Annotated in this window: 26 protein-coding genes, 1 pseudogene and 1 riboswitch; of the genes and pseudogenes, 12 read left to right on the top strand and 15 right to left on the bottom strand. The window is 71.7% G+C overall.

What is annotated here, in order from left to right; translation table 11 throughout:
* Positions 1-18: 18 nt before the first annotated feature.
* The 11 genes from ACZ60Q_RS17530 to ACZ60Q_RS17480 all read right to left on the bottom strand — a co-directional run bounded on the left by ACZ60Q_RS17530 (position 19) and on the right by ACZ60Q_RS17480 (position 11,799).
* Positions 19-1,029 carry an aldo/keto reductase gene (locus ACZ60Q_RS17530; RefSeq protein ID WP_469634826.1) on the bottom strand — a complete coding sequence of 337 codons (1,011 nt, stop codon included), beginning with the start codon at positions 1,027-1,029 and terminating at the stop codon, positions 19-21.
* Positions 986-2,134, bottom strand: coding sequence for an endonuclease/exonuclease/phosphatase family protein (locus ACZ60Q_RS17525; protein ID WP_469634823.1), 1,149 nt, complete (start codon positions 2,132-2,134; stop codon positions 986-988). The genes ACZ60Q_RS17530 and ACZ60Q_RS17525 overlap by 44 nt, the downstream gene beginning before the upstream one ends.
* The gene (locus ACZ60Q_RS17520; protein ID WP_469634820.1) at positions 2,131-3,288 is read right to left on the bottom strand and encodes a glycosyltransferase family 4 protein; all 1,158 of its coding nucleotides are present in this window, start codon (positions 3,286-3,288) and stop codon (positions 2,131-2,133) included. Before ACZ60Q_RS17520 ends, ACZ60Q_RS17525 begins: the two co-directional genes overlap by 4 nt.
* Positions 3,285-4,478 carry an endonuclease/exonuclease/phosphatase family protein gene (locus ACZ60Q_RS17515; protein WP_469634817.1) on the bottom strand — a complete coding sequence of 398 codons (1,194 nt, stop codon included), beginning with the start codon at positions 4,476-4,478 and terminating at the stop codon, positions 3,285-3,287. Before ACZ60Q_RS17515 ends, ACZ60Q_RS17520 begins: the two co-directional genes overlap by 4 nt.
* Positions 4,475-5,506, bottom strand: coding sequence for a glycosyltransferase family 2 protein (locus tag ACZ60Q_RS17510; protein WP_469634814.1), 1,032 nt, complete (start codon positions 5,504-5,506; stop codon positions 4,475-4,477). The genes ACZ60Q_RS17515 and ACZ60Q_RS17510 overlap by 4 nt, the downstream gene beginning before the upstream one ends.
* A 25-nt stretch (positions 5,507-5,531) precedes the next feature.
* Positions 5,532-6,635, bottom strand: a complete 1,104-nt coding sequence (locus tag ACZ60Q_RS17505; protein WP_469634811.1) for a UbiA prenyltransferase family protein — start codon at positions 6,633-6,635, stop codon at positions 5,532-5,534.
* A gap of 17 nt (positions 6,636-6,652) precedes the next feature.
* On the bottom strand, positions 6,653-7,699 hold the full coding sequence (locus ACZ60Q_RS17500; RefSeq protein WP_469634808.1) for an NAD-dependent epimerase/dehydratase family protein: 1,047 nt from the start codon (positions 7,697-7,699) through the stop codon (positions 6,653-6,655).
* The gene (locus ACZ60Q_RS17495) at positions 7,687-9,135 is read right to left on the bottom strand and encodes an aspartate aminotransferase family protein (protein WP_469634805.1); all 1,449 of its coding nucleotides are present in this window, start codon (positions 9,133-9,135) and stop codon (positions 7,687-7,689) included. Before ACZ60Q_RS17495 ends, ACZ60Q_RS17500 begins: the two co-directional genes overlap by 13 nt.
* A complete protein-coding gene (locus tag ACZ60Q_RS17490; RefSeq protein WP_469634802.1) occupies positions 9,132-10,040 on the bottom strand; it encodes a lysylphosphatidylglycerol synthase domain-containing protein in 909 nt (302 codons plus the stop codon). Before ACZ60Q_RS17490 ends, ACZ60Q_RS17495 begins: the two co-directional genes overlap by 4 nt.
* Before the next feature lie 365 nt (positions 10,041-10,405).
* Positions 10,406-11,407, bottom strand: coding sequence for a glycosyltransferase family 2 protein (locus tag ACZ60Q_RS17485; protein WP_469634997.1), 1,002 nt, complete (start codon positions 11,405-11,407; stop codon positions 10,406-10,408).
* A complete protein-coding gene (locus tag ACZ60Q_RS17480; RefSeq protein WP_469634799.1) occupies positions 11,404-11,799 on the bottom strand; it encodes a hypothetical protein in 396 nt (131 codons plus the stop codon). Before ACZ60Q_RS17480 ends, ACZ60Q_RS17485 begins: the two co-directional genes overlap by 4 nt.
* Positions 11,800-12,330: 531 nt before the next feature.
* Between ACZ60Q_RS17480 and ACZ60Q_RS17475 the strand changes: the two genes are divergently transcribed.
* From ACZ60Q_RS17475 to ACZ60Q_RS17450, 6 genes and pseudogenes are all read left to right on the top strand, one after another.
* A complete protein-coding gene (locus ACZ60Q_RS17475; protein ID WP_469634796.1) occupies positions 12,331-13,323 on the top strand; it encodes a helix-turn-helix transcriptional regulator in 993 nt (330 codons plus the stop codon).
* Positions 13,324-13,543: 220 nt separating this feature from the next.
* Positions 13,544-15,769, top strand: a complete 2,226-nt coding sequence (locus ACZ60Q_RS17470) for a carbon starvation CstA family protein (protein WP_469634794.1) — start codon at positions 13,544-13,546, stop codon at positions 15,767-15,769.
* Complete coding sequence (locus ACZ60Q_RS17465) at positions 15,766-15,969, top strand: YbdD/YjiX family protein (RefSeq protein WP_469634791.1); 204 nt, start codon at positions 15,766-15,768, stop codon at positions 15,967-15,969. Before ACZ60Q_RS17470 ends, ACZ60Q_RS17465 begins: the two co-directional genes overlap by 4 nt.
* Positions 15,970-16,203: 234 nt before the next feature.
* Positions 16,204-16,335 (top strand): annotated as a pseudogene (locus ACZ60Q_RS17460) (GNAT family N-acetyltransferase); the annotation flags it as partial.
* Positions 16,336-16,399: 64 nt separating this feature from the next.
* Positions 16,400-16,523: riboswitch (cobalamin riboswitch) on the top strand.
* Between the two features lie 136 nt (positions 16,524-16,659).
* A complete protein-coding gene (locus ACZ60Q_RS17455) occupies positions 16,660-19,092 on the top strand; it encodes a ribonucleoside-diphosphate reductase subunit alpha (protein ID WP_469634787.1) in 2,433 nt (810 codons plus the stop codon).
* Positions 19,092-20,108, top strand: coding sequence for a ribonucleotide-diphosphate reductase subunit beta (locus ACZ60Q_RS17450; RefSeq protein ID WP_469634784.1), 1,017 nt, complete (start codon positions 19,092-19,094; stop codon positions 20,106-20,108). The genes ACZ60Q_RS17455 and ACZ60Q_RS17450 overlap by 1 nt, the downstream gene beginning before the upstream one ends.
* A gap of 105 nt (positions 20,109-20,213) precedes the next feature.
* Here the strand turns inward: ACZ60Q_RS17450 and ACZ60Q_RS17445 are convergent, their stop codons facing one another.
* The gene (locus tag ACZ60Q_RS17445; RefSeq protein ID WP_469634781.1) at positions 20,214-21,578 is read right to left on the bottom strand and encodes a hypothetical protein; all 1,365 of its coding nucleotides are present in this window, start codon (positions 21,576-21,578) and stop codon (positions 20,214-20,216) included.
* 397 nt (positions 21,579-21,975) lie between these two features.
* Between ACZ60Q_RS17445 and ACZ60Q_RS17440 the strand changes: the two genes are divergently transcribed.
* From ACZ60Q_RS17440 to ACZ60Q_RS17420, 5 genes are read left to right on the top strand one after another with little or no spacing between them, the layout of a single operon-like run.
* Positions 21,976-22,203, top strand: a complete 228-nt coding sequence (locus tag ACZ60Q_RS17440) for a hypothetical protein (RefSeq protein WP_469634778.1) — start codon at positions 21,976-21,978, stop codon at positions 22,201-22,203.
* Positions 22,200-22,406 carry a hypothetical protein gene (locus ACZ60Q_RS17435; RefSeq protein WP_469634775.1) on the top strand — a complete coding sequence of 69 codons (207 nt, stop codon included), beginning with the start codon at positions 22,200-22,202 and terminating at the stop codon, positions 22,404-22,406. The genes ACZ60Q_RS17440 and ACZ60Q_RS17435 overlap by 4 nt, the downstream gene beginning before the upstream one ends.
* Positions 22,406-22,771, top strand: a complete 366-nt coding sequence (locus ACZ60Q_RS17430; RefSeq protein ID WP_469634772.1) for a hypothetical protein — start codon at positions 22,406-22,408, stop codon at positions 22,769-22,771. The genes ACZ60Q_RS17435 and ACZ60Q_RS17430 overlap by 1 nt, the downstream gene beginning before the upstream one ends.
* A 42-nt stretch (positions 22,772-22,813) precedes the next feature.
* On the top strand, positions 22,814-23,230 hold the full coding sequence (locus ACZ60Q_RS17425) for a hypothetical protein (protein ID WP_469634770.1): 417 nt from the start codon (positions 22,814-22,816) through the stop codon (positions 23,228-23,230).
* Positions 23,227-23,616: a hypothetical protein gene (locus ACZ60Q_RS17420; protein ID WP_469634767.1), complete on the top strand. Its 390-nt coding sequence runs from the start codon at positions 23,227-23,229 to the stop codon at positions 23,614-23,616. The genes ACZ60Q_RS17425 and ACZ60Q_RS17420 overlap by 4 nt, the downstream gene beginning before the upstream one ends.
* A gap of 84 nt (positions 23,617-23,700) precedes the next feature.
* Here ACZ60Q_RS17420 and ACZ60Q_RS17415 read toward each other — a convergent pair whose 3' ends face one another.
* The gene (locus tag ACZ60Q_RS17415; protein ID WP_469634764.1) at positions 23,701-23,910 is read right to left on the bottom strand and encodes a hypothetical protein; all 210 of its coding nucleotides are present in this window, start codon (positions 23,908-23,910) and stop codon (positions 23,701-23,703) included.
* An 81-nt stretch (positions 23,911-23,991) separates the two neighbouring features.
* Between ACZ60Q_RS17415 and ACZ60Q_RS17410 the strand changes: the two genes are divergently transcribed.
* Positions 23,992-25,017: a GlxA family transcriptional regulator gene (locus ACZ60Q_RS17410; protein WP_469634761.1), complete on the top strand. Its 1,026-nt coding sequence runs from the start codon at positions 23,992-23,994 to the stop codon at positions 25,015-25,017.
* On the opposite strand, the gene def is transcribed toward ACZ60Q_RS17410, so the two are convergent.
* Together def and ACZ60Q_RS17400 are read right to left on the bottom strand one after the other, a co-directional pair.
* Positions 24,993-25,631 (bottom strand): peptide deformylase, encoded by a 639-nt coding sequence (gene def, locus ACZ60Q_RS17405; RefSeq protein ID WP_469634758.1) that lies wholly within the window; start codon positions 25,629-25,631, stop codon positions 24,993-24,995. The genes ACZ60Q_RS17410 and def overlap by 25 nt on opposite strands.
* A gap of 120 nt (positions 25,632-25,751) precedes the next feature.
* A complete protein-coding gene (locus ACZ60Q_RS17400; protein ID WP_356723431.1) occupies positions 25,752-26,747 on the bottom strand; it encodes a tetratricopeptide repeat protein in 996 nt (331 codons plus the stop codon).
* Positions 26,748-26,992 lie beyond the last annotated feature (245 nt).

Genomic DNA, 26,992 nt, shown 5'->3' with positions numbered 1-26,992 from the left:
TCGGTCACGCGGGGTGCGTCAGCGCAGCTCGGGATCGGTCTCGATGACGCTGTACGGGTACGGGATCACCTGGTCGCTCGCGGCGGTCAGCAGGGCCGCGTCGACCGGGTCGAGGTCCAGGTCCGCCGCGCCCAGGTTGGTCTCCAGCTGCTCCAGGGTGCGGGCGCCCACGATGGGGGCGGTGACCCCGGGCCGGCCCAGCAGCCAGGCGAGGGCCAGCACCGGCACCGCGAGGCCCGTGCGTCCGGCGACCTCGTGCAGGGCGTCCAGCACCCGCCAGGTGCGCTCGTCCCCCTCGTACGCGCTCCACGACTCTCCCCAGCCGAGCCGCTCGGCGGTCTCCACGCGGGTGCCCGTGGGCGGTCTCTCCGTACCGCGCCGGATCGCGCCGCTCAGCCAGCCGCCGCGCAGCGGGCTCCACGGGATGACGCCCAGGCCCTCGTTGCGGCTGACCTCCATCAGCTCCCACTCGGCGGAGCGGTCCAGCAGGTTGTAGAGCGGCTGGAGGGCGGTGAAGGGCTCCCAGCCGTGTCCCCGGCTCAGGTCGACGGCCTTCTGGAGCTGCCAGCCGGAGAAGTTGCTGGCCCCGAGGTAGCGCACCTTCCCGGAGGTGACGAGGGCGTCCAGGGTGGCGAGGGTCTCCTCCAGCGGGGTGCCCGGGTCCCAGGCGTGCACCTGGTAGAGATCGATGTGGTCGGTGCCCAGCCGTCGCAGGCTCGCCTCGACCCCGGAGATCAGGTGATTGCGGCCCAGGCCACGGTCGTTGGGGCCCTCCCCCATGCCGTACCGCACCTTGGTGGCGATCACCACGTCATCGCGGCGCTGCCGCTTCAGCCAGCGGCCGAGGATCTCCTCGGAGGCTCCGGCGGAGTAGATGTCGGCGGTGTCCACAAAGGTGCCGCCCGCCTCGGTGAAGCGGTCCAGCAGGGCGTGGCTGGTGGTCTCGTCGGCCTCACGGCCGAACGTCATCGCGCCGAGAGCGAGTTCACTGACCCTCAGGCCGGTCTTTCCCAAGTAGCGGTAACGCATGATGAGTTCCTTCGTCGTCGTGTCGGATACGGAGGTCGGCCGTCGTTGTCCCGCGGTCCGGTTCGGCGAGCGACACGGCCACCTCCTGGACGCTGTGGTCGGACAGGCCGCGCGGATCGTGGAAGCGGTAGCTGTGGACCCGGACGCCCGGTGTGCTGAGCACCCAGTCCAGCCGCCACCAGCGCAGGCCCGGGCGGGCCTGCCAGGAGACGGGGCAGAACCTTCCGGCCAGGGCGACGGCGTCGGCGCCCAGGCGGGCGATGCGGCGGGCGTCCCCGATCGCGGCGGTGGTGTTGAAGTCCCCGGCGATCAGGGCCGGACGATGGCAGCCGGCGACATCCGCGAGGAGTCCCCGGTACTCCCGCTTCCGGTCGGCGGACCGGGAACGGACCGCGCGGTAGAAGTCTGCGCGCAACGGGCTGATCAGCCGCAGCTGTACCGGGATGTGGACATTGAAGGTGGCGAGAATCCGACCGTCGTCCGGCATCTCCAGGTCCACCCGCAGAGTCCGGCACGCGGCCGTCTCGACGGTCGCGGCGACCGGCAGCCGGGACAGGGTGATCAGTCCCCGGGCGATGACGGCCCGGTGGCCGGGGAAGGTCTCGCGCAGCCGACGCTCGTCGTCGATCAGCCGGTACGTGCCGTCGAACTCGTCGTGGTGGTACTCCTGGAGGAGGTAGACGTCGGCGTCGAGCCCGCGCAGAAAGGCGTAGAAGGGATCGGGGTCGGTGGACTGGCACCAGTGCTGGGTGTTCCAGGACACGATGCGCACCGCCCCGTCCGGCGGCGGGCGACGCGCTCCCCGGACGAACGCGCCGGGCACGAGGCCGGACTGCCGGGACCCGGACAGCAGGGCCGCGCCCGCCACGGCCGCGGCCGTGAGGTCCCCCGTGGCCCAGGAGAGCAGCAGGAGCAGGGCGGGCAGGGCGACGAACACGGGCGGCGGCAGCAGCGAGGGCAGCAGCCAGAACCACCAGCGGCCGTTGAGGACGAGGTGTGCGGACAGGAACACCGCCCAGACCCCGGCCGCCCACAGCACCCATCCGCCGCCCGGCCAGGCGAGGTTCGCCCCGTCGCCCGCCGCCAGGGCGCCGGCCGTTCTCACGCGGGGGCTCCCTGTACGGCCCCGGCCTCCTGGAACAGCGCGTCGTAGGCGTCCAGGCAGCTGTCCGTCCCGTACCGGGCACGGGCGTCACGGCCTCCCTCGGCGCGGCGCTCCGGGGCGAAGGCGGCCACCTCCAGGAGGGCCCCGGCCAGGGCGCGGGCGTCGCCGGGCGGAAAGAGGCGGCCGAAGGCGGTCTCGGACACCGGCACGCGCATGCCCGGCGCGTCGCTCGCGACCGAGGGGACGCCGAGCATCATCGCCTCGGCCTGGGAGATACCGAAGGACTCCTCGGCGACGGAGGGCAGGGCGAAGGCGTCCAACGAGGCGTAGAAGCCCGCCACCTGGTCGTCACGGAGGAAGCCGGTGAACCGGATGCGGGTGTCGTCCCCGGCGCGGGTGCGCAGTGCCCCGACGACGCTGCCGCCCGCGACCTTGGAGTAGTCCCCCGCGATCAGCAACCGGGCCTCGGGGTCCGGAATCGTCCGGAAGGCGTCGACCAGATGGTGCAGCCCCTTCTCCGGGGCGATCCGGCCGAGGAAGCCGAAGTGCGGTCCGGCCGTCTCGCGGAAGGTGGCCGGGGCGGGCGCGCGTTCGCGGCAGGGCGGCGCGATGGCCAGCAGCCGGCGTTCGCGCATCAGGGTCCAGTGGCGCGAATGCTCCGCGTGGTCCACGTTGTTGACGACCACGGCGGCCGAGCGGCGCAGCGCCCCGGCCACCGAGGCGTCGACCACCCTCACCTGGAGCGGGGCGAGAGCGCCCCCGGCCAGCCAGACGTCGTCGTGGTGGGTGGCGACCACCGGGGTGTCCCCGGCGAGACGGGCGACGAGCCCCGCCTCCAGCATCGGCAGGTGGATGTTGACGACCCGGGAGGCACGGGCGATCCGCCCGGCGAGCGGGGCGAACCCGGGGCTGATCACCCCGCGGCCGAGCCGGGCGGCGACCGGGGCGCGGAACACCTCGACGCCGTTGACGGTCTCGTGTGCGGGGCGGTCCGGATCGTGCCGGCAGGCGACGACGGCGACCCGGCGGCCCCGCGCGGCCAGCCCCTCGGCGACCGTGCGGGCCACTTCGGTGAGGCCGCTGGTGTACGGGAGGTAGTAGGTGAGCACGATCGTCACGTCGAAACGGGGCGAGCGCGCGGAGCGCCGGATCATGACCGGTCCTTCTCGGTGGCCGGGGCGGACGCCCCGGGGGCGGGCAGGGAGAGACGCAGATCGATCAGCCGGTGGGTGGAGAGCGCGGCGGGCGGGTCCTGGACGGACTGCTGGTGCAGGTCGATCCGGGGCGAGACGAACGCCCAGTCGAGACGCCAGAGCGCCGGGCCGCTCACCGGGAAGGTCGCCGGGTACACCGAGTCGCCCGCGCCGGCGGCGTCCCGCAGCCCGTCGAACCACCGCAGGTCCCCGGTGCCCGGCAGCACGTTGAGGTCCCCGGCGAGCACCACCGGGTGACCGTTGGCGTCGAGGTCCTCGCGCAGCGCCTCGAAGTGCCGGTCGCGGCGCTCGGAGAGCTGCCGTACGGAGCGGTGATAGGCGGCGGTCAGCGGGTTGCGGTCGACGTTCAGCAGGTCGGGCAGGTGGGTGTTGTAGAGGGACAGGGTCTCGCCCTCGACGTCGATGTCGGTGCGCAGGACGCGGACGTTCCAGTAGTCGGCCCAGGAGGTGTCGGGCGGGGCGAGCCCGTCGGGGCGCAGCGCCCGCACCGAGGTGATCGGGAAGCGGGACAGGGTGAGGAACTCCCCCTCGGTGGCGATGTGGAAGCCGGGGAACTCCTCGCGGAGCCGGGCGAGGTCGTCGATCGGCGCGGGTTCGTCACCCCGGGCGTTCTGGTATTCCTGGAGGAGGTAGACGTCGGCGGAGCGGGACCTGAGGTAGGCGTAGAAGGCGTCGGTGTCGCTGTCCTGGTCCCAGAAGAAGGTGTTCCAACTGACCACCTTCAGCGCTCCGGCGGGCACGGCGGGCTGCCCGCGCAGGAGCGCCCCGGGGTGCAGCCCGGTCTGCCAGGAGCCGAGCAGCAGCGAGAGCAGGACGACGCCCACCGCCGCCCGTCTGCCGTGCCGGATCAGGGCGGCCGGGATCAACAGGACCAGGGGGAACAGCAGATGGAGGACGGGCGGAGCGAGGCCGAGGCCGTTCCAGGCCCACCACCGGCCGCTGAGAAGGGCGCGGGCGGCGACGAACAGGGCCCACAGGACGGCGACGGCGAGCAGCAGCCGGCCGGGCCACCGCCGGGGCGGGGCGGCCGTCTCCCCGGGCGCGTCCGGGACTGTGTCCGGCAGGGCTTCGGGGGCGTTCGGGTCGGCGGGGCGGTCAGCCGAGCCGCCCGCCGTCGGGGTCCCGCTCATGTGGCGGCCCGCACCGGGGCGGGACGCTCCGCCGGTTCGTAGAGCCGGCGGAAGCGGCGGGAGGCCAGCCACTGGAGGACGCCGACGCCCGCTCCCGTCGCGATGACCGCGTTGACCACCAAGTGCGTGAAGGCGAAGTAGGCGGTGAACAGGGGCCCCCGGCGGCGCAGCACGAAACGGTAGAGGGCGGTGTCCGCGAGGAGGGCGAGGGCCAGCAGCGCGGCGGGGGCGAGCAGCCAGGGCGCGGCGATCAGGCCGAGCGGCAGGGTCACCAGGGCGAGCAGGGCCGCGACGCTGGCTCCGGCGCGCGGCCCGGTCGCGATGCCGCCGGGGAGGTCGCCGCGGCGCACGTACAGCGGGATGTGCAGCCGGGTGCGGTGGAAGACCTTGCGCAGCACGACCCGCCAGGTGTCGTCGTGGTCGTGCCGGCCCCGCACGGTGGTGGAGCTGTGGACCTCGTAACTCCGGCAGATCCGGGCGGCGTAGTCGCCGTCCTCGGTGTGCCGCAGCCGGGGGTTGAAGGGGCCGATCTCGGCGAAGACCCGGGCGGGCATGGCACAGATCGCGGTGTGCAGGGTGCCGATGCGGCCCTCGGTCTCGGCGAGCCAGTAGAACTGGTGGAGGCAGCGGTACTCCTCGATGAGGCTGTCCCGGATGAGGGGTTCGGCGTCGTACGTGCCGCAGACAGCGCCGATGCGGGGGTCGGAATCGAGCAGGGCGACGGCGTTGGCGACGGCGTCCCGTTCCATCGCGACATCGGAGTCGACGAACACGATGATCTCGCCCCGGGCGTGGGCCGCCCCGGTGTTGCGGGTGGTGGCCACCCCGCTGTTGACGCCGGTGCTGATCACCCGCACGCCGCAGGCCTCGGCGACGACGACCGAGTCGTCGGTGGAGCAGTCGTCGATCAGCAGCACCTCCAGCGGCTGGTAGGTCTGGGCGAGCGCGGCGCGCAGGCAGAGCTCCAGGGCGCGGCCGTAGTTGTAGTTGGGGATGACGACGGAGACGAGGGGTTGCTTCCGGTTCATGGGGCGCCTTCGGGCGGTCGGAGGGTCATGCGGGCGATGGCGGGAGGAGGAGCGCGAGGGCGACGAGCACGGCCCACAGCGCCGCGTTGACGAGCGTGGCGCGGTCCCGGAAGAGGACGTGGACGGGGTTGCCGCCGCCCTCCTCGACGAGGAGGAGCTGGAGGTAGCGGGCGAGGCCGAAGACGGCGCAGGGGGCGGAGAGCAGGATGACGAGGGAGGCCCCGGCGGCGAGGGTCGCGTCGTCGCGCAGATAGAGCACGTAGCTGACGGCGGTCAGCACGGCGACCAGGACGACCAGGTGGTCGAGGAAGGCGAGCGTGTAACCGCGCAGGGCGGGACGGTGCGCGCGGCCCACCGCCGTCATCTCGTGCCGCCGTTTGCCGAGTGCCAGCATCAGGCAGAGCGAGAAGACGCACAGCGCGAGCCACTCGGACAGCTGGGCGCCGACGAGCAGCGCCCCCTGGACGAGCCGCAGCACGAAGCCGGTCGCCACGATGAACGCGTCCACCAGCGGTACGTGTTTGAGGCCCTGGGAGTAGGCGAGGCTCAGCGCCAGGTAGAGGGCGGTGGGCCACCACTGCCAGGCGGGCCCGGCCACCGCCCAGCCGGTCAGCGACAGGGCGAGGACGCCGGTCAGCGCTCCGGCGGCGGCGGTGGACACCTGGCCGGAGGCGATCGGCCGGTGGCGTTTGACCGGGTGCAGCCGGTCCCGCTCCCGGTCGGCGAGGTCGTTGACGACGTAGACGAGCGCGGAGGCGAGGGTGAAGCCGAGGACGGCCCAGCCGGTGCGCAGGAAGGCGGCGGTCCCCCAGAGGTGGGTGTCGAGCAGGGCGAGCGGGACGACGGCCAGGTTCTTCACCCACTGGCCGGGGCGCAGGAGTGCGAGGAGGTCGCGGGGCCGGCCGCGGCGACGACGGGCCCGTACGCCGGTCGCGGTCGCGCTCGCTGTCGCGGCCCCGCTCGTGGTCGTGGCCGTGATCCCGCTCGTGGTCGTGATCCTGGTCGCGGTCGTGGTTGGAAGAGGTTCTACGGTGGTGGGTTCGGGCAGGGCGGTGAGGTCGGCGGGTTCCGGTTCGGGCGGGACTGCCACCACGCGCACGGGCGCGGGTGAGGACCGGGTGATGTCCACGGCAGGGCTCCAGGGGATCAGAAGAAGACCTTGGCCAGGCCGAGCGCTCCTTGGCGCCACGGGTCCCGGCTGGTCCGGCCGGCTCCGGGGGCGGGTGCGCTGCCCTGCCGCTGGGTGCGCCACCACGCGTAGGTGCCGAGGATGGCGTCCTGGTTGGAGAGCGAGGGACGGAAGCCGAGCCGTTCGGTGGCCCGGCCGATGTCCACGTAACTGTCGTCGAGGAGCTTGAAGAGCAGCCGCCCGTAGACCGGGGAGAGCTTGGTGCGCTCCAGCAGGCGCAGGACCGCGAGTGCCGGTGCGGCCGGCAGCGGGACCACGCGTTTGCCGTGTCCGGCCGCGTCCAGCACGGCCTGGAAGTCCTCGCGCAGGGTGGCGAATTCGGCGGCGCCCAGGTTGTAGACGTCGTTGGCGATCTCGGGCGGCGCGTTCAGGGCGAGCACCACGGCGTCGACCAGGTCGGCCATGCCGAACATCTGGATGCGGACGTCGCCCCGTCCGAGGACGGGGAAGTTGCGCCGTTCCTCGGCCCATTCGAAGAGCATCGAGAAGAGGCCCATCCGGCCGGGCCCGAGGAAGGTCTTGGGGCGCAGCACCGGCAGGCACATCCCACGCGCCCGGAACTCCTCGCAGACCTCCTCGGCCTGGGCCTTCGCCCTGCTGTACGGGTCGACGGGCTCACGGGGGTGCTCCTCCGGGGTGGGGACCCGCCCCGGCAGTCCGTAGACGGCGGTGGAGGAGATGTGCACGACCCGGTCGACGCGGGCCCGGTGGGCGGCGGTCAGGACGGTGCGGGTGCCGTCGACGGTGATGGAGCGGATCTGGTCGACGGGGTAGCTGGGCAGGGCGGCGGCGCAGTGCACCAGCGCGTGGGCCCCGTCGAAGGCGCGGGCGAGCGCCGCCCCGTCGCGGATGTCGGCGACGATGTGGCGGGCGCCGGCGGGCGGGCGGGGGTCATCGCGCAGGTCGACGCCGACGACGTCGTGGCCGTCGGCGGCCAGCCGGGCCACGAGGTGCGAGCCGAGCATCCCGGCGGCGCCGGTCACGGCGATGGTCAGGCCGCCCATCGCGACACCGCCTTGTCCTTGAGGAAGGCGGTGAGGAGCCGGTTCATGCCCTTGGCCAGGGTCCTGTCGAAGGCGTCGAGGAAGATCTCCACCTCGTCGGGCCCGGCGACCAGGGAGGGGGCTGCCACCAGGGGGCTGCGGCCGTTGAGCGTGTAGTACATGTACACGTCGTGGTCGTGGTACATCGCGTTGACGACCGCGCAGGTGATGACCTTGGTGCGCAGCAGCGGGTCGCGGGCCAGTCCGCCGGGGGCGATCTTCGCGGCGAGGTCCAGGATCCGGGGGCCGCCGTCGAGGAAGATCCCGTACAGCGCTCCGGCACCCCGTACGTCCGCGATGATGTCGGGGTACTGCTTGCGCAGCCGCTCCAGGCCCGGGGCGAGGACGCGTTCGATGGCGCGGGCGCGGGCCGGATAGTCGTCCTCGACCGCGATGTTGACGGCCTCCAGCGCGGTGGCGGTCTCCTCGCCGAAGCCGTAGTAGGTGGTGCTGGTGGACTGGAGCATGGCGTCGCCGAGGCTGTCGTAGGCCTTGCGGAAGACGGGTTCGCGGGCGACGAAGGCGGAGACGGAGGACTTGCCGCCGCCGAAGGACTTGGAGGTGGTCACCACGTCCGGGACGAGTCCGGGGTAGCGCATGAAGTGGAAGAGACTGCCGGTCTTGCCCCAGCCGGTGTAGATCTCGTCGAAGATCAGCACGATCTTCTCGTCGGTGCACAACTCCCGTAGACCGCGCAGGAATTCCTCGGAGCACTCGGTCATGGTGGAGGCGGAGAAGGGCTCGATGAGGATCGCGTAGACGTCGCAGCGGCCCTTGGCGTCCCGGGCTCCGGCGACCGCGGCCCGTACGGATTCGAGGTCTCCGTAGCGGAAGGCGGAGACGCCGGGTATGCCGGGGAAGGCGAAGCCGTTCTGGGCGCTCCCGGTGAGGCTGCCGGAGCCCAGCAGCTTGCCGTGGAAGCTGATGTCGGCGTGCAGGATCTGCTGTCGGCGACCGCCGTGGTACTTGTACGCGAGTTTCACCGCGCCCTCGACCGCCTCGGCCCCCGAGTTGGGGAAGAACGACAGGTTCAGGTCGCCGGGGAGGAGTTGGGCGAGGTTGTGCCCGAGGGCGGCGACATAGGGCGAGAAATAGGTCTTGTGGACCTCCATCCGGCGCCGTTCCTGGAAGCGGCGGCGGGCGGCGAGGATCCGCGGGTGGTTGTGGCCGTGGTTGAGGACGCCGACGCCGCCGGTGAAGTCGAGGACACGGCGTCCGTCGCGGGTGTGGATCCAGGATCCCTCGGCGTGGTCGACGAGTTCCCGGCCGAAGCCGAAGGAGGTCATCAGGGAGACCTGGCTCTTGTTGACGTGGGACCGGTACAGCTCGTGCACCTGGCTCGTCGACAGCTGTTCGCAGTCGTCCACGGTGAGCAGGGGAGGTACGTCGGAGGTCATGCGGCTCCTTCCTGGAGCGCGGGTCGGGGGGTGGGCAGGGGTCCGGCGGCGCGGGCCCAGGCGAGTGCGGCGCCGGTGGCGGCCACCTCGCTGAGCACACAGACCAGCCGGCTGGCGATGACGGCCGCGGTGGCGGCGGACAGCGGCATGACCGCGCCGAGGGGCGCGAGGAGGACGAGCTCGCGGGCCCCCCAGCCGTCGGGCAGGACGAAGGCGAGGCTTCCGGCGACGGTGGCCAGCGCGAAGCCACCGACACAGACCGGCAGGGAGAGCAGCGGCGGGGCGCCGAGGAGCACGACGATCGCCCACAGGTGGAGTCCGGAGACGGCCCAGGAGGCGCAGGCCCAGCCGATGGAGAGCCGCAGGGCCCGGGGTGAGCTGTCGGCGGCCCCGGCGGGGCGGCGGGCCAGCCGCATCGTCCACGCGACGAGTCGGCCCACCCAGCCGGGCCGGGCCACGGCGGCGCCGGCGAGCAGGACGAGCGGCGCGAAGACCCAGGCGCCCGTGCCGAACACGGCCGGTGCGACGAGGAGTCCGGCGGCGGCCCCGGTGGTCATCCCGATGACGAGGCCGAGTCCGAAGGCGGCGATCATCCGCTCGGGGGCGATGCCGAGGGCCTTGCCGAGCTGGATGTGGGCGAGGACGCCCCAGATGCGGCCGGGGACGAATTTGCTGATGACGCCGATGAAGAAGATCCGGGCGGTGTCGCTGGTACGGGCCCTGGAGCCGCCGTCCACGACGAGGACCCGCCAGGACAGCATCGACAGGAGGAGTCCGGCCGCGTTGGCCAGGAGGGCGGCGATGAGCAGGAGCACTCCCCCGGGCCGCGCGGCGGCCTCGGCCATCTCCGTACCGGCACCGCGCAGCGAACCGCCCACGGCGAAGGAGGTCGCCGCGATGAGCACGAGGGCTGCGGCCGTGCGCAGCAGCCGGGCCCGCCGGGAGGGGCGGGCGGCGGCTTCGGGCGTCCCGGGCCCGGTTGGAGGCGTCCCGGTTCCGATTGGGGGCGCCCCGGGCCCGGTTGGGGGCGCCCCGGGCCCGGTTGGGGGCGCCCCGGGCCCGGTTGGGGGCGCCCCGGTCTCCGTTCCTCGCCGGGTCTCGGACGACCCGGCCCCGGATGACCCGGCCCGCGTTCCTCGCCCGGCCTCGGGCGTCCCGGCCCCGTACTCGGCCCCGGCCTCGGGCCCGGCCTCGGGCCGCATGTCCGGGCCACGATGTGCGTCGGTCTCTCCGGCCCCGGCGGCCTCGCGCTCCTGGTCCACTCCGGGGCTCACGGGGCGGCCACCGGAGCAGGCCGGTCGCGGCGGCCCCGGGCGGAGGGGCCGAAGCGGGGGTCCACCAGCCAGCGCACGCCGCCCGTCGCCGCGCCGAGGACGAGGGCCAGGTGCACAGCGAAGTGCAGCGCGGTGAAGCGGAGCAGGAAGAGCCACCCCTTGCGGCGGGCCACGAAGCGCGACAGCCCGACGTCCGCGACCGCGAAGGCCACGACGCAGGCCAGGGGCACGGCGAGCAGCCAGGGGGTGAGCAGCGCGAGCGGGAGGGTGAGCGGGACCAGACCGGCGGCCAGGACGCCGCCGGTGCGGTTGGCGCGCAGTCCGCCGCCGCGTCGGCGCTCGACGGCGGCGACGGGGACGAGCAGTTGGGAGCGGCGGTACTGCTCGGCGAGCATCGGCAGCAGCCGGTCCACGTCGTCGTGGCGGCCGGTCACCCGCTCGCTGAGGCGGATGCGATGGGTGGCGGCGAGGCGGTCGCTGTACTCGACGTCCTCGGAGTCGCGGAGGTTCTCGTCGAAGGGCCCGGTCGCCTCGAAGACGCGGCGCTCGATCGCGGCCAGCGCGAAGAAGGCGGTGCCGACGACTCCGGCGCTGCGGTATCGCCAGAAGTGCGCGTGCAGGCAGTGGTAGACCTCCACCGGGCCGTCGTCGAAGAGCGGTTCGGGGTCCAGGACGCCGTGGACGCAGCCGGTCTCCGGGTCGTCCATGAGCAGGTCGACGGCGTTCTCGATCGCGTCGGGGGCCAGCGCGATGTCGGAGTCGAGGAAGAACAGCACCTGCCCGGCGGACGCGGCGACGCCGAGGTTGCGGGCGGCGGAGACCCCCGCGTTGTCCGGGCGGGCGACGAGTACGCAGGGGAACTCGCGGGCGATGTCGCGCGAGCGGTCGGTGCTGGCGTCGTCCACGACGACCACGTCCCAAGGGCGCTGGGTCTGGGCGTAGACGGATTCCAGGCAGGCCCGCAGGGTCTTCTCGTAGTTGTGGTTGGGGATGATCACTGACACGGTGGGTCGCTCCCGTGGCATGGCGGGTCCGGTCCTTTCGGTTCGGGGAGTCGATGCGTCTCCGGGCGGCCCGAGACACCCCCCAGAGCCGCGGGCCGCCAGTCGAGCGAGGCGGGCCGGGCGGCGTTCAGCGTGGCCAGGAGGTAGTCCAGCGCGGCCAGTTCGGCGTGCACGGGGTCGGGGCTCTCCATGTAGAGCGCGGCGCGGACCGAGCCGTCCGGGCTCTCGGTGACATACACATGGACCGGGCCCGGAGGGTGCGGACCGGCGCTCCGGGGGCCCGGGCGGATGTGGCGGGAGCGCAGCGACCGGGCCAGGTCCCGGGCCGTCCACCGGTCCGGGCGCGGGGGTCGGGTGCACACGAGGAGCGCGGTCACCAGGAACACGGAGGCGTCCCGTCGCCCCGGGTCACCCCCAGGAGAAGCCGTCCCGGCCCGAGGCGGCGAACGCGGTCGCCGTCCCCGTGGCGAGGGCGACGGCCGGCGGGAGGCGAAGGGCAGGGGAAGGGAACGCCCGCATACGGGACTCCTCGGAAAGTAGCGGTGTGTGAATGCCGTGTGACGGCCTGATCCTGTCGCCATCGCCTGCCCGGAGGCCACGGTCTCCGGGTGGCCGGGAGTTGCGGGGCAGCAGGGTGCCAGCTCCGCGGGCGGCCGTACGCGCCCGCAGCCTGCGACGATCCGGTGATGGCAGGTAACTGCCAGACACCTTGCGGCCATTCGTGCCGCCGTCCGGTGTCCGCCCCGGCCCCCGCCGGCCTCGGGCATTCAGGCCATGCGCGCCCCCTCGGGGCCCATCCACCCCGTGGACTTGGTCTATACCTTCACAACTCGTCGGCCCTACACTCGCGCCCGGTGCTGAAGTGGCGTCCCGTACTGGCGTGCGGGGACGGCGTGACATCTGCGGGGGAGCCAGAGATGTTAGAGGTACTGGGGATGGACGCGCGGACGGAGCTGGTGTACCGGCTCGTTCTGGAGGAGCCGGCGCTGCGGCTGGACGAGATCGTGGCGCGGCTCGGCCGGAGCGAGGACGATGTGCGCCGCGCTCTGGACCAGCTGGCCGAGCTGTGTCTGCTGGATGACGGCCCGCGCGGTACGGAGCAGGGCCCCCCGGTCTTCCGCGCGCTGGACCCGGCCGCCAGCCTGCCGTTCCTCCTCTCCCGTCGCGAGGCCGAACTGGCGAGGCAGCAGAGGGGACTTGAGGTCGCACGGGACGCGATGTCCGCCCTCACGACGGACCGGGGGCGGCGGGCGGGCGGGGGCTTCGACGTCATCAAGCGGCTGGAGGGGCTCGACGCGGTGCGCGAGCGGCTGACCGAACTGGCCGAGCTCGCCAGGACGGAGTGCCTCTCCCTGTTGCCCGGCGGCGCGCAGTCCCCGGACACGCTGGAGGCCAGCGGGCCGCTGGACCGGCGGGCGCTGGAGCGCGGCGTGCGGCTCCGCGGCATCTACCAGGACAGCTTCCGCAACGATCCGTCGACCCTGCGCTATGTGAACCGGTTGAGCGTGCTCGGTGCGGAGAGCCGTACGCTGCCCACCCTGCCGCTGGTCATGGTCGTGGTGGACGCGGAGGTGGCCCTGGTGCCGCTGGACCCCGACGACGGCCGGGCGGGCGCGCTGGAGTTGCGGAGCAAGGGGGCCGTCGCGGTGGCCCGGCTCCTGTTCGAGCAGTTGTGGGCCACCGCCACCCCGCTCGGCTCCGCTCCCCGCCGCGACGGCAACGGGCTGACCCCGCAGGAGGACGAGTTGCTGTCCCTGCTGGCGAAGGGGCACACGGATGCGACGGCCGCCCGCCGGCTGGGGGTGTCCCTGCGCACCGTGCGCCGGATGAACGCGGAACTGACGGCCCGGATGCAGGCCCGCAGCAGGTTCCAGGCGGGCGCGGAGGCGGCGCGCCGTGGCTGGATCTGACCGGGTGCGGGACCGTCCCGTACCGGCTGATCCGTCCGGGCTCCGGGCCCTCCCGCACCGGTCACGACCGGGGTGAACCGAATCGGCGCCGTGCCCGTGTCCCGTTGCGATACATCACCGTTGCCGGACCGCAATGCGGACAGGGGGTGACGCTGGGCGGACGCGTCCCTTAGATTTCCTGCCCATTGCACCGGTGATCAGCGAGGGGACGGAGCACCACATGGCGGAAACGCCCACACCAGCATCATCGGCACCGCAGGCACCGGGGAAACGGGGCATCTCCCCCAGGTCCATCGTGGTCTGGAGCCTGGTCGCCCTGGTCGGCGCCATCGGCTGGGCCGTCCTCGCGCTCTCGCGGGGTGAGGAGGTGTCCGCCGCCTGGATGCTGGCAGCGGCCCTCGGCTCGTACGCCATCGCGTACCGCTTCTACTCCCGGTTCATCGCGGGCCGGGTCCTGAGGGCCGACAAGAACCGTGCGACCCCCGCCGAACGGCTGGACAACGGTGTCGACTTCCATCCCACCGACCGCCGGGTCCTGTTCGGCCACCACTTCGCCGCCATCGCCGGGGCGGGGCCCCTGGTCGGCCCGGTGCTCGCCGCGCAGATGGGCTATCTGCCCGGCACGATCTGGCTCGTCGTCGGCGTCATCTTCGCCGGCGCCGTCCAGGACATGGTGACGCTCTTCTTCTCCACCCGCCGCAACGGCCGTTCGCTCGGCCAGATGGCGCGCGACGAGATAGGGCCGGTCGGCGGGATCGCCGCCCTGTTCGCGGTCTTCATCATCATGATCATCCTGCTCGCGGTCCTCGCGCTGGTCATCGTGAACGCGCTCGCGCACTCGCCGTGGGGCGTCTTCTCCATCGGCATGACGATCCCGATCGCCCTCTTCATGGGCGTCTATCTGCGCACCCTGCGGCCCGGCAAGGTCAGCGAGGTCTCCCTCATCGGCGTCGCGCTGCTGCTCCTGGCGATCGTCTCGGGCGGCTGGGTCGCCGAGTCGTCGTGGGCGGACTTCTTCACGCTGGAGCCGGGCACGCTGGTCATCTGGATGATCGTGTACGGGTTCCTCGCCTCCGTGCTCCCCGTGTGGCTGCTGCTGGCCCCGCGCGACTACCTCTCCACCTTCATGAAGGTCGGCACGATCGGGCTGCTGGCCCTGGGCGTGGTCGTCACCCTGCCGACCCTGAAGATGCCCGCGGTCACCGAATTCGCCACCAGTGGCTCGGGCCCGGTCTTCGCCGGCTCGATGTTCCCGTTCGTCTTCATCACCATCGCCTGCGGCGCACTCTCCGGCTTCCACTCCCTGGTCTCCTCCGGCACCACGCCGAAGATGGTCCAGAAGGAGACGCAGATCCGGATGATCGGCTACGGCGCCATGCTGGTCGAGTCGTTCGTGGCGATCATGGCGATGATCGCCGCGTCCATCATCGACCCCGGCCTCTACTTCGCCATCAACGCACCCGTCGGCGTGATCGGCGACAGCGTCCAGTCGGCCTCCCAGGCCGTGGCCGGCTTCGGCTTCTCCATCACCCCGGACGCCCTGGCCCAGGCCGCCAAGGACGTCGAGGAGACGAGCCTGCTCTCCCGGACGGGTGGCGCGCCCACGTTCGCGCTCGGCATGGCGGAGATCTTCTCCGCGGTGGTGGGCGGAACCGCGATGAAGGCGTTCTGGTACCACTTCGCCATCATGTTCGAGGCGCTCTTCATCCTCACCACCGTGGACGCCGGCACCCGGGTCGGGCGCTTCATGCTCCAGGACATGCTGGGCAACGTCTACAAGCCGTTCCGTGAGGTCAGCTGGAAGCCGGGCGTCTGGTTCGCCAGCGCCGTCGTGGTCGGCGGCTGGGGCTACTTCCTCTGGGTCGGTGTGCACGACCCGCTGGGCGGCATCAACCAGCTGTTCCCGCTCTTCGGCATCGCCAACCAGTTGCTGGCGGCCGTCGCTCTGGCCGTCTGTACCACCCTGCTCGTCAAGTCCGGCCGCCTGAAGTGGGCGTGGGTCACCGCGGTCCCGCTCGCCTGGGACGTGGCGGTCACCCTCACCGCGAGCTGGCAGAAGATCTTCTCCGACGACGTCAAGATCGGCTTCTTCGCCCAGCGCGACAAGTACCAGGCGGGCATCGACGCGGGCGAGGTACTGGCCCCCGCGAAGAACATGGACGACATGCGGACCGTCGTCACCAACTCCACCGTCGACGGGGTGCTGAGCGCGCTCTTCGCGCTCCTCATCATCGTGGTGCTCGTGGACGCCGGGCGGGTCTGCTACAAGGCGATCCGCGACCCGGAGAGCGTCAAGCTCCACGAGACGCCGTACGTCGAATCCAAGCTCGTCGCCCCGGCCTCGCTCTTCGCGACCAAGGAGGAGAAGGCCGAACTGGCCGCCGCCGGAGTCGGCCCGGAGGGCGGCATCCGCAAGGACGCGTCGGAGACGGGGAGCCGGACATGACGGTCGCGGACGTACGACGGGTGGCCGGACGGATCCGCTGGTATGTCCGTGAGCTGACCGGCGAGTCCACGTACGACCGCTATGTGGCGCACGCGAGGGCCCACGATCCGGACTCACCGGTGATGACCCGTCGCGCCTTCGAACGCAGCCGCACGGACGCCCGCGAGGCGGATCCCCGCGAGGGCTTCCGCTGCTGCTGAGCGCCGTCGGCCGGATCGGGCCGCCGCACCCCTCTCAGGGGCGCGGCGGCCCCTTTTCGCGTCCTCGGACGCGCCCGGGAACCGCTCGTTCTCCCGATGCCCGGAGCCCTCACCGTACGAAGGGATGTGCCCATGACGCCGCGCCCGATCGCCCCGGTTCCGGCCCCTCCTTCCGACCGTGACGCCTGCCCCGGCCCCGGCGGCAGCCCCGGCCCCGGCGAGGCCCCCGGACAGCGGCCGGTCATGCTCGGAGCCCATAGGATCTACCGTCGGCTCGGCTTCGTACGGTCCCCTGAGAGGGACGGGGAACCGGTGCCGGGGCTGCGGCTCATGGCCTTCCGGCTGGCGCTGGGGGCGCCCTCCTGAGGCGCACAGGAAATCGTCGCGACACAACATGTGGGGGCCTCATCATCCGGCGGCCCCCACATGTATGCTCGACCTCGCTGTCGCCGCAGGGGAATCCGGTGCGAATCCGGAACTGTCCCGCAACGGTGTGATCGGTGTGCTTTTGCACACCCGCAAGTCCGAAGACCTGTCGACAGCGCGTCCGGCTCGACCGAACCGGACGCCAGACGTCCGGGCCTCGCGGATAGGCCGGTGGACGCCGTCAGCTGTGCTGCCCTGCCCCGGGTTTCGCGCTGCCCGGCTTCCCCGCCTTCCGCCGGCCCCTGCCGAGCGAGGGAAAGCCCAGTGACCATCGCGCCCGCCGATCCGGTTTCAGCCACCGAATCCACAGTGCCCCCGGTGTCCCCGGTGTCGACCACGGCCGGGAAGGCCCCGAACGACGGACCCGGGACCGCTTTGCTGCGGACCCTGACCGACCTCACCGTCGATCTTCCCGACACCGACCCCGGACGGGTCGCCGCCGCCGCGCTGCGCGGACGCAACGCCCGCTCCGACGAGGCGGAGCTGCGCTCGCTGGCCACCGAGGCCGCCGCGGGGCTCATCTCCGAGGACCCGGCGTACTCCCGGCTGGCCGCCCGGCTGCTGACCCGCACGATCGCGGACGAGGCCACGGGCCAGGGCGCGACGTCCTTCTCCGCCTCGGTCGCCGTGGGCCACCGCGAGGGCCTGATCGCGGAGCGCACCGCCGCGTTCGTCACGCTCCACTCGGCCGCGCTCGACCAGCTCGTCGACCGGGCCATGGCGGACGGCGCCGACGACCGCTTCGGCTACTTCGGTCTGCGGACGCTGCACAGCCGCTACCTGCTGCGGCACCCGATCACCCGGCAGGTCATCGAGACCCCGCAGCACTTCATGCTGCGCGTGGCCGCGGGCCTCGCCGAGGACGAGTCGGCGCGGGCGCTTGCGGAGGTCGTCGCGCTCTACGGGCTGATGAGCCGGCTGGACTACCTCCCCTCCTCCCCCACGCTCTTCAACTCCGGCACCCGGCACCCGCAGATGTCCTCCTGCTATCTGCTGGACTCGCCGAAGGACGAGCTGGACTCGATCTACGACCGCTACCACCAGGTGGCGCGGCTCTCCAAGCACGCGGGCGGCATCGGTCTGTCGTACTCCCGCATCCGTGCCCGGGGTTCGCTGATCCGGGGCACCAACGGGCACTCCAACGGCATCGTGCCGTTCCTCAAGACGCTGGACGCCTCCGTCGCGGCGGTGAACCAGGGTGGCCGGCGCAAGGGCGCGGCGGCGGTCTACCTGGAGACCTGGCACGCGGACATCGAGGAGTTCCTGGAGCTCCGCGACAACACCGGTGAGGACCAGCGGCGTACGCACAACCTCAATCTGGCGCACTGGATCCCGGACGAGTTCATGCGCCGGGTCGACGCGGACACCGAGTGGTCGCTGTTCTCCCCCGCCGATGTGCCCGAACTGGTCGACCTGTGGGGCGACGCGTTCGACGCCGTCTACCGGGCGGCCGAGGCCAAGGGCCTGGCCCGCAGGACGATTCCGGCGCGTGAGCTGTACGGCCGGATGATGCGGACCCTCGCGCAGACCGGCCAGGGCTGGATGACGTTCAAGGACGCCTCCAACCGGACCGCGAACCAGACCGCCGAGCCGGGCCGGGTCGTGCACTCCTCGAACCTGTGCACCGAGATCCTCGAAGTCACCGACGACGGCGAGACGGCCGTCTGCAACCTGGGCTCGGTCAACCTGGGCGCGTTCGTCGCGGACGGTGCGATCGACTGGGAGCGGCTGGACGCCACGGTGCGGACCGCCGTGACCTTCCTGGACCGGGTCGTCGACATCAACTTCTACCCGACCGAGCAGGCCGGGCGCTCCAACTCCCGCTGGCGGCCGGTGGGCCTGGGCGCCATGGGCCTCCAGGACGTCTTCTTCCAGCTGCGCCTGCCCTTCGACTCCCCCGAGGCCCGCGCGCTCTCCACGAAGATCTCCGAGCGGATCATGCTCGCCGCGTACGAGGCGTCCTGCGACCTCGCGGAGCGGTCGGGTCCGCTGCCGGCCTGGTCCGAGACCCGGGCCGCGCGCGGGGTGCTGCACCCCGACCACTACGACACCGAGCTGAACTGGCCGGAGCGCTGGGACGCCCTGCGCGCCCGGGTCGCGAAGACCGGGATGCGCAACTCGCTGCTGCTGGCCATCGCGCCGACCGCCACGATCGCCTCGATCGCCGGGGTGTACGAGTGCATCGAGCCGCAGGTCTCCAACCTGTTCAAGCGCGAGACGCTCAGCGGTGAGTTCCTCCAGGTGAACGCCTATCTGGTGGACGAGCTGAAGAAGCTCGGCGTGTGGGACGCCCGCACCCGTGAGGCGCTGCGGGAGGCGAGCGGCTCCGTGCAGGGCTTCGCCTGGATCCCCGAGGACGTGCGGGCGCTGTACCGCACCGCGTGGGAGATCCCGCAGCGCGGCCTGATCGACATGGCGGCGGCCCGTACGCCGTTCCTCGACCAGAGCCAGTCGCTCAACCTGTTCCTGGAGACGCCGACGATCGGCAAGCTCTCCTCGATGTACGCGTACGCCTGGAAGCAGGGGCTGAAGACGACGTACTACCTGCGCTCGCGCCCAGCGACCCGGATCGCCCGTGCCGCGTCCGGCCAGGCGTCGGCCGCCGCCCCCATTCCCGTACAGCAGGCGTCGGCTCCCGACGCGGACGCCATCGCCTGCTCCCTGGAAAACCCCGAGTCCTGCGAGGCCTGCCAGTAATGAGCACGAACGACAACAAGAATCTACTCGACCCGGGCTTCGAACTGACCCTGCGTCCCATGCGCTACCCGGACTTCTACGAGCGCTACCGGGACGCGATCAAGAACACCTGGACGGTGGAGGAGGTCGACCTCCACTCGGACGTCTCCGACCTCGCCAAGCTGTCGCCGGGCGAGCAGCACATGATCGGCCGGCTGGTGGCGTTCTTCGCGACCGGTGACTCGATCGTCTCCAACAACCTCGTGCTGACGCTGTACAAGCACATCAACTCCCCCGAGGCGCGGCTGTATCTGTCGCGGCAGCTCTTCGAGGAGGCCGTGCACGTCCAGTTCTATCTGACGCTGCTGGACACCTATCTGCCCGACCCGGACGACCGGGCCGCCGCGTTCGACGCGGTCGAGGAGATCCCCTCGATCCGTGAGAAGGCGCAGTTCTGCTTCAGGTGGATGGACTCGGTCGAGAAGATCGACCGGCTGGAGACGAAGGCCGACCGCCGCCGCTTCCTGCTGAACCTGATCTGCTTCGCGGCCTGCATCGAGGGGCTGTTCTTCTACGGCGCGTTCGCCTACGTGTACTGGTTCCGCTCGCGCGGTCTGCTGCACGGTCTCGCCACGGGCACCAACTGGGTGTTCCGTGACGAGACGATGCACATGAACTTCGCGTTCGAGGTCGTGGACACCGTCCGCAAGGAGGAGCCGGAGCTCTTCGACGACGCGCTGGAGCAGCAGGTCACCGACATGCTGAGGGAAGCGGTCGAGGCGGAGCTGCAGTTCGGCCGCGACCTGTGCGGCGAGGGCCTGCCGGGCATGAACACCGATTCGATGCGCCAGTACCTGGAGTGCGTCGCCGACCAGCGGCTCGCCCGCCTCGGCTTCCCGACGGTGTACGGGTCGGAGAACCCGTTCTCCTTCATGGAGCTCCAGGGCGTCCAGGAGCTGACGAACTTCTTCGAGCGCCGCCCGTCCGCCTACCAGGTGGCGGTGGAGGGCTCGGTCGGGTTCGACGACGACTTCTAGGCCTCGGCTCAGCTCTTGTGGTGAGGATGTCCGGTGAGTGACATCCTCACCACAAGAGCTTTCCTATCTCGCTCGGCGTGCCTGCAGCGCCCGTCGAGCTTTTACTCATCGCCCGAGGAAGTCGAGCGCGCGCTCATCGAGTTCCGCCGCACAGCGCACCCCGCGAGCACGGAACCGCGCGAGGTCCTTGCGCATGTTCTTGACAGCTTTGCGTGTACGCATCGACTGCACGCCATCCATATGGTCGATGGCCCGGTTCCAAGTCTCACACGCCTCCTCGATTCGGCCGCGCTTGAGCTGCATCTCCGCGCCGGCCACGAGGTCGAGCGAGACGATCCGCGCATAGGTCGTGGCGGGGCGGGCGGTCGCCGCCCGGGCGTACTGGCCCGCAGCGGCGCTGAAATCCCCCAGCGTCTCGTGCACCTTGGCCGTCCGGGAGTAGACGGAGGCGGCGGGTGGTCCCCAGGCCAGAGCCCAGAAGGGAGTCTCGTCGCCCTTGTCAGCGGCGAGGAGTTCGCGAGCGCGGTCGGCCTCGACGACAGCGGCTCGCCGTTGCCCGCTCTTGGCGAGGGTGTGGGCGTGGACGACACGGAACAGAGCCATGGTCGCGTTGTCGACCTTGCCCTTGGCTCGGTTCAGTCCGGTTTCCGCGAGGCCCTGACAGTGCTCGGGGCGGTGAAGCTTCAAACCCTGCATGGCCATGGTTCGCATGATGAACCCGTCTTGCCCGGTGATGCCGGACTCAACAGCCAGTGCGTAGGACTGAAGGTAGTAGCGCTGGGCGAGTCCCTGTTGTCCCGCGTCGTAGGACTTCCAGCCCAGGAGGTGCACACCCCGGCTGGCGGCGGAGAGCATGTACCGACGCATCTCCTCGTTGTGGAAGCGGGCACGGCACAGCGGTGCGACGTCGTCGCGGAGGTACTGGACAAGGGCGGAGCGCCCGTGCCGACCGCCGTGGCGTTCGTCCATCTCGGAAAACATCCTCACCATGTCCCTCACCGCACGCACCTCGGCCATTCCGACGATGTGTCCGGTGCGAGCGGCAGCCGACCTGTCGGCCACCTCCTGCACGTAGTCGAGAGGCAGTGCGGAAGCGGCCACGGAGTAGGCGGAGCTGGTCAGGAAGGTTCGCCGGTCCAATTCGGCCTTCCACATCGGCACCAGGGCATCGATCGGGTCCGCCCCGAGGGACAGGCCCATGGTGTCATCCTCTGCCACATCCGGGCTCGGCAGACCTAGGTCGGCCGACGTGAGCAGACGGCCGAGGTGCCGGGACAGGGCAGCGGCCAAGAACCGAGCGGTCGTCTCCTGCGGTACGACACCGTTGAGCCAGTGCCGGATCATGCCCTTGTTCGTGGCCAACTCGACGCCGCACTCGGCAGCGACCCGCCGGACGGCCTTGGCGAGTGCTTCATAGGTGAGACCCGACTCGGAGATGAGATCCCGCAACCGCTGGTTCGGTGCGCTCATGGTCATTCCCGCCCCCGTGATACCCGTGATACCGCATGGCCTCCCTGCCACCGTACCGCCACACCCCTACTGCGGGTTGACTGTTCATCACGCAAGGCGACCACCCCGCAAGGGAGTTCCGGTGACAGGTCGCCTGGCCAAGCCAAGACAGCGCTCAGATCCGAGCGTCCGTCAGGTCGTCGCCGTGACCCTCGGAACGAATCAGTTCGCCACGGCGGACGGCACCGAGTACAAGAACGCCTGACCACGTTCCACCGGACGTGACAGCACCCCAAGGCTGACCGGGCACCGGGCCGCGAAGGGCCGTGCTACGAGTACGGTCGCCGGCGGCCCCGTGCCCGATCTTGTACCGGCGATCGACATACCCACGTAGAGAAGGGAACAAGTGCGAGTGGAAATGGAGTCGCTGCTACCCACCGCGGGTGCGCTCCTGGTGGACACCAGCCGCAACAACCGCGTCGGCGAGTTCCGAGGGACCGCCGGCCTCTACTGGTCCCTCCGCCCCGTCGGCGGCGGTATCGAGTGGGAGGTCGAACCCCGGCACGTACGCCCCGCCCTCCCCATAGAGCAGCTCCGCGCCCGTACCGCACGGGCCAACGCCCGCAGTCGGGGTGAGGTGCTGTGACCCCGCGCCCCCTCGCCCGGTTGTGGGTTCGGCTCGTCCTCGCCCTGGGGGCCGCCGAAGTCCGTCCACGGCTCCGCCTCCCCCGGCTCCTGTGGGCACTCACCCGGCACCCGGCCCGCACCGTCGTCGTGGCGGAGATCGAGGCGGCGGCCGAACAGCTGAAGGCCCTGATCCGGTGGGGCGCCCACGAGCGTGCCGCGTGATGCGCGCGAGTTACGCCGCCGAGGTCACCCTGACCACCGGGCAGCGGTTCGCCTCGCTCGGCGGAGTCACCGTACACAACCGGCGGCTGGCCCTCCTCTGGCTCCGCCGGCAGGCCCTCCGCCTCGCCAACGGGCACGGGAGCGCCGTACGGGACGAGTCACCCGGCGACGTACGGCCCGTCCTCTTCCACGGCTCCGACGCTCCCGAAGGGCTGCGGTTCTGGGCCACCGACCAGCACCACCAGGACGACGCGATACGAACCCTGGAAGCGGGCTTCCCCTTCCAGTTCAACGTCCTCGATCCCGCCGTCGGGCTCAGCCTCACCCTCGCCGGATGGCGCACCTTCCCGGCCGACCGCCCGTAGCCCCCCACACAGAAGAGACCTCACGTGCTGCAATGCACTGCCGTGACCCGGATTCCTCTCGGCGAGGTGACCGTCGCCCTCGTCACCATGGCTGGCGGACCCGGCACCCCGCCCGACGACTTCACCCTCGACCACTACGTCCTGTGCGAGCTCGGTGAACATGACACCCTCACCGATCACGCCGCACTCCTCGGCGCCGCCGACGAACCCGACCGGCCCGCCCTCTGGTTCTTCTGGACCGGCACCGACACCGACCGCACCCACCACATCCAGGCCGAGCCCTGGTGCCCCGCCGCCCTCCGCAACCTCGACACCGACGCCCTCTTACGGTGCTCGTTCTTCAACGACCACACCACAGGGCACTCCTGGGACGTCACCGACCCCCTTGGGGACCTCATCGCCGGACCGCTCAGCAGCGACGACGTCTCCGGCGATCCACGGGAGCGGCCCCAACCGTGAACCAGTGCACCGCCGTCGCCCTTCTCCCGCCTCCGGACCATCTCATCGCCCTGTCGCCGGCCGGACACCGCCCCGAAGCCGGGCACGTCCTCTGCGAACTCGGCGAGGAGCATGACGACCAGCACGCCGCGATGCTCCGGGACGAAGGCGGACGGCCCGGAAGCGCCGTCCGGGTCCGGTGGAAGGGCTCCGGGCTCGCCGGGCTCACCTCGCTCCCCTGGTGCCCCGCGCACGGCACCCGTAACGAAGCCTGCGAACTCTTCGCCTCACACTCTTCCGCACACAGCTGGGACATCACGGACCCCACCGGCGAAGCGATCACGCTGGTCCTCGCCCGCCAGCACCCCCACCTGTTCCCCGAGTACCGGGACGAGGACGGAAGCTGACCCCGCCCAAGAGAAGCGGCGCCGGGCAAGAGCCCCCACCGGGGCTGCCGGTCCGGGCCGTAGCCGGACCGGCAAGGCGCTCTCCTAGGCCTTCGCCCAACCCTTCGGGTAAGAGCGCCGCGTGACCTTATAGGGGCGTGCGGCGCTATGCGTTTCCGTACGCGCCGCCTCCCTCCGTTCCGCGTCGCGGAGCTGGCGGTCGATACGGCGCTCGCGGACGAATCCGACAGCGGCCGGGAGAGTGACGAAGGTGAAGAGGGCGGTCACGACGAGGTAGTCCAGGAAGAGGTTCATGGCTCCACCTTCGTCCGCCCGGCAGGATTCGGTCAGTGGCAGCACTGCCACTCAGCATCAAATTCCTGCCACACTGGCTCCATGCTGAAAAACGTCGCCGTCCTGCTGCTGGCCGAGGTCCACCCCTTCGAACTCGGCGTGCTCTGCGAGGTGTTCGGCCTGGACCGCAGCGAAGAGGGGCTGCCGGTGCACGATTTCGCCGTGGTCTCCGCCGAGGGCCCCGTCCTGAACACCCACGCGGGCTTCACCATCACCACGCCACACGGCCTGGAGCGGCTGGAGGAGGCCGACCTCATCGCCGTGCCGGCGGGCAGCCACTTCATGTGGCGGGAGTATCCCGAGGAGGTCCTCGACGCGCTGCGCCGGGCCGTGGAGCGCGGGGCGCGGGTGCTGAGCGTCTGTTCCGGGGCGTACGTCCTCGGGGCGGCGGGCCTGCTGGACGGGCGCCGCTGCACCACGCACTGGCGGCACGCGGCGGAGCTGTCCCGGCGCTTCCCGAAGGCGATCGTGGAGCCGGACGTGCTGTACGTGGACGAGGGCCCGGTGATCACTTCGGCGGGCACCGCCGCCGGGATCGACGCGTGTCTGCACCTGATCCGGCAGGAGTACGGCCAGCAGGCGGCCAACACGCTGGCCCGCCGCATGGTCGTGCCGCCGCACCGGGACGGCGGGCAGGCGCAGTACATCAGCCGCCCGCTGCCCCGGAACTCCTGCGACACGGTCGGCTCCACCCTGGCGTGGATGGAGCAGCACCTCGACCAGGAGATGAGCGTGGAACAGCTGGCGGCGCTGGCGCACATGTCGCCGCGCACCTTCGCCCGGCGGTTCCAGCAGGAGACCGGGACCACGCCCTACCGGTGGCTGCTGCGGCAGCGGGTGCTGCTGGCCCAGCATCTGCTGGAGACCTCCGACCTGACGATCGACACGATCGCGGGGCGAACGGGCTTCGGTACGGCGGCGACCCTGCGACACCAGTTCGTGCGGTCACTGGGCACCACGCCGAACGCCTACCGCCGCACCTTCCGGGGCCCGGAGCCGGCCGCCGCCGAGCCGACCGCCGCCGAGCCCCCGTCGCGGCGGGTTCAGTCGTTGGGGACGACCTCGTAGCGCGGCGTGCCCTCGTCCATCTGCCGCAGCGCGTCCTTGCGCTCCCGCTTGGAGAGCCGGTCAATGTACAGGTAGCCGTACAGGTGGTCCGTCTCGTGCTGGAGGCACCGCGCGAAGTAGCCGCTGCCCCGCACCTTGACCGGATTGCCCTGCGCGTCCTGCCCGCGCACCACCGCGTAGTCGGGGCGGGCGAGCGAGGCGTACGCGGTCGGGACGGAGAGGCAGCCCTCGTTGGAGTCGTCCAGCACCCGCGCCTCGGGAGCCAGCTCCTCCAGGACCGGGTTGCAGATGACGCCGGTGTGGCGCACCCCGTCGTCGTCGGGGCAGTCGTAGACGAAGACCTTCAGGTCCACGCCGATCTGGTTGGCGGCCAGGCCGACGCCCTCGGCCGTCCTCTGGCTGGCGAACATGTCGTCGATCAGCCGCGCCAGTTCGTCGTCGAACGCGGTGACGTCCTTGCACTCCTTGTGCAGCACCGGGTTGCCCACGACCGTGATCGGACGGGAGGTGCCACGCTCGCGGTAGGCCGCCTCGCGCTCCTCGCAGTCCTCCGTGTCGACGAGGAACCCCTCGTCGTCCACGCCGATCCGCCCGTCCGTCTCCTGCTGCGACATGTCCGCCGTACGCCTTCCTGCAAAACTCAAACCCGGTGACCCCGCCGGATCCCGTCAGATGCCGGGAGCCACGGGAGGAACAGCACCGCGATCGGTGCGCGTACAGCCTACGGGCAGAGGTCAGCAGACTTCTTCGAGATCCCGCCACTCGCGGCTGTCCGGGCTGTCGGCGACCCAGCCGTCCAGCAGCCCGCGCACCAGTCCGGCGGGGGCCGCGAGACCGCACTCGCGCTCCGGGACCCACAGGTCCCCGGCGCCCGCGGTGCGGTGGCCCAGCGGCCCCGGGTGGCCCGGCTCGCTGTGATCGTGCGGGTCCAGGTGCTCCCCGTCGCCCTCGTCGCTCTCCATCCGGCTCTCCGAGCACGCCCGGCACAGCAGCCGTACGGAGGAGGACCAGTCCTCGGCGGCGAACCCGGCGTCCGAGGCCAGCCTCTCCAGCGCGTCCCGGTCGTCCTCGGTCGCCGCCTCCAGCAGCACCACCCAGGTCGGCACGGGCGAGGGGGCCCACAGCTCGATCTCGTCGAACACCGGATACGAGGGCCCGGCCGCGGTGACCCGCTCACCGTTGGGTACCCCGTCGTGCAGCACGACCTCGCCCCAGCGCCGCCCGGAGGACGGCAGCGGGATCGAGAGCACCTCGATCCGGGCCGGGTCGAGCCGACGGCCCCAGACCACCTCGGCCTCGCCCTCCGGCGAGAGCCGCACGGCGGCGCTGCCCAACTCCATACCGGTCGGCTCGGTGGTGGCCCCGCTGTGCTGGCCACCGCCGGGGACCTTCAGGCCGTACGCCTGCCAGGCCCGCCGCGCCAGCGGCCAGTCCTGGAGTGCGGTGGCCGCGATCCCGACGTTCCACCAGTCCGGGGCGCCCGACTCCCGGTCGAGCAGTGCGACGGCCCGCAGGCCCGCCGCCCTCGCCTGCTCCCAGTCGTGCCGGAACTTGTGCAGCAGCGCCAGATTGAACCAGGACTCCGAGAGCCAGGGCTCCAGATCCGCCGCGCGCGTCAGCAGCGCCCCCGCGTCCTCGTACCGGCCGTCGCCGATCAGCGTGAACGCGCGGTCCGTGGCCTGCCGCCAAGAGGCGGACGGCCGATGCCGTACCTTCCCGAAGATCCTCACGATTCCCGCCTGTCCCGACTGGACACCCTCGTCATCCACTCTGCTTTCGCATCCAACCATGCCCGGCCGGACGCCCGCTCATTACCCATGGGTTATCCGGCTCCGGCCGTGGTCGGGCCGCCCGCGCGGGGACGCGCCCCAGCGGCTCCACCACCGGTTGCCGGTGGCCCTGCCCGGTGCCGGGCCCGAGCCGCTCCAGCGCGGCCCCGGACATGCGTGGGCCGCTGTGCCCGGGCGATCGGGGC

This window comes from Streptomyces sp. NPDC104313 (genome assembly GCF_055583985.1).
This window is presented reverse-complemented; position numbering and strand designations above follow the sequence as displayed.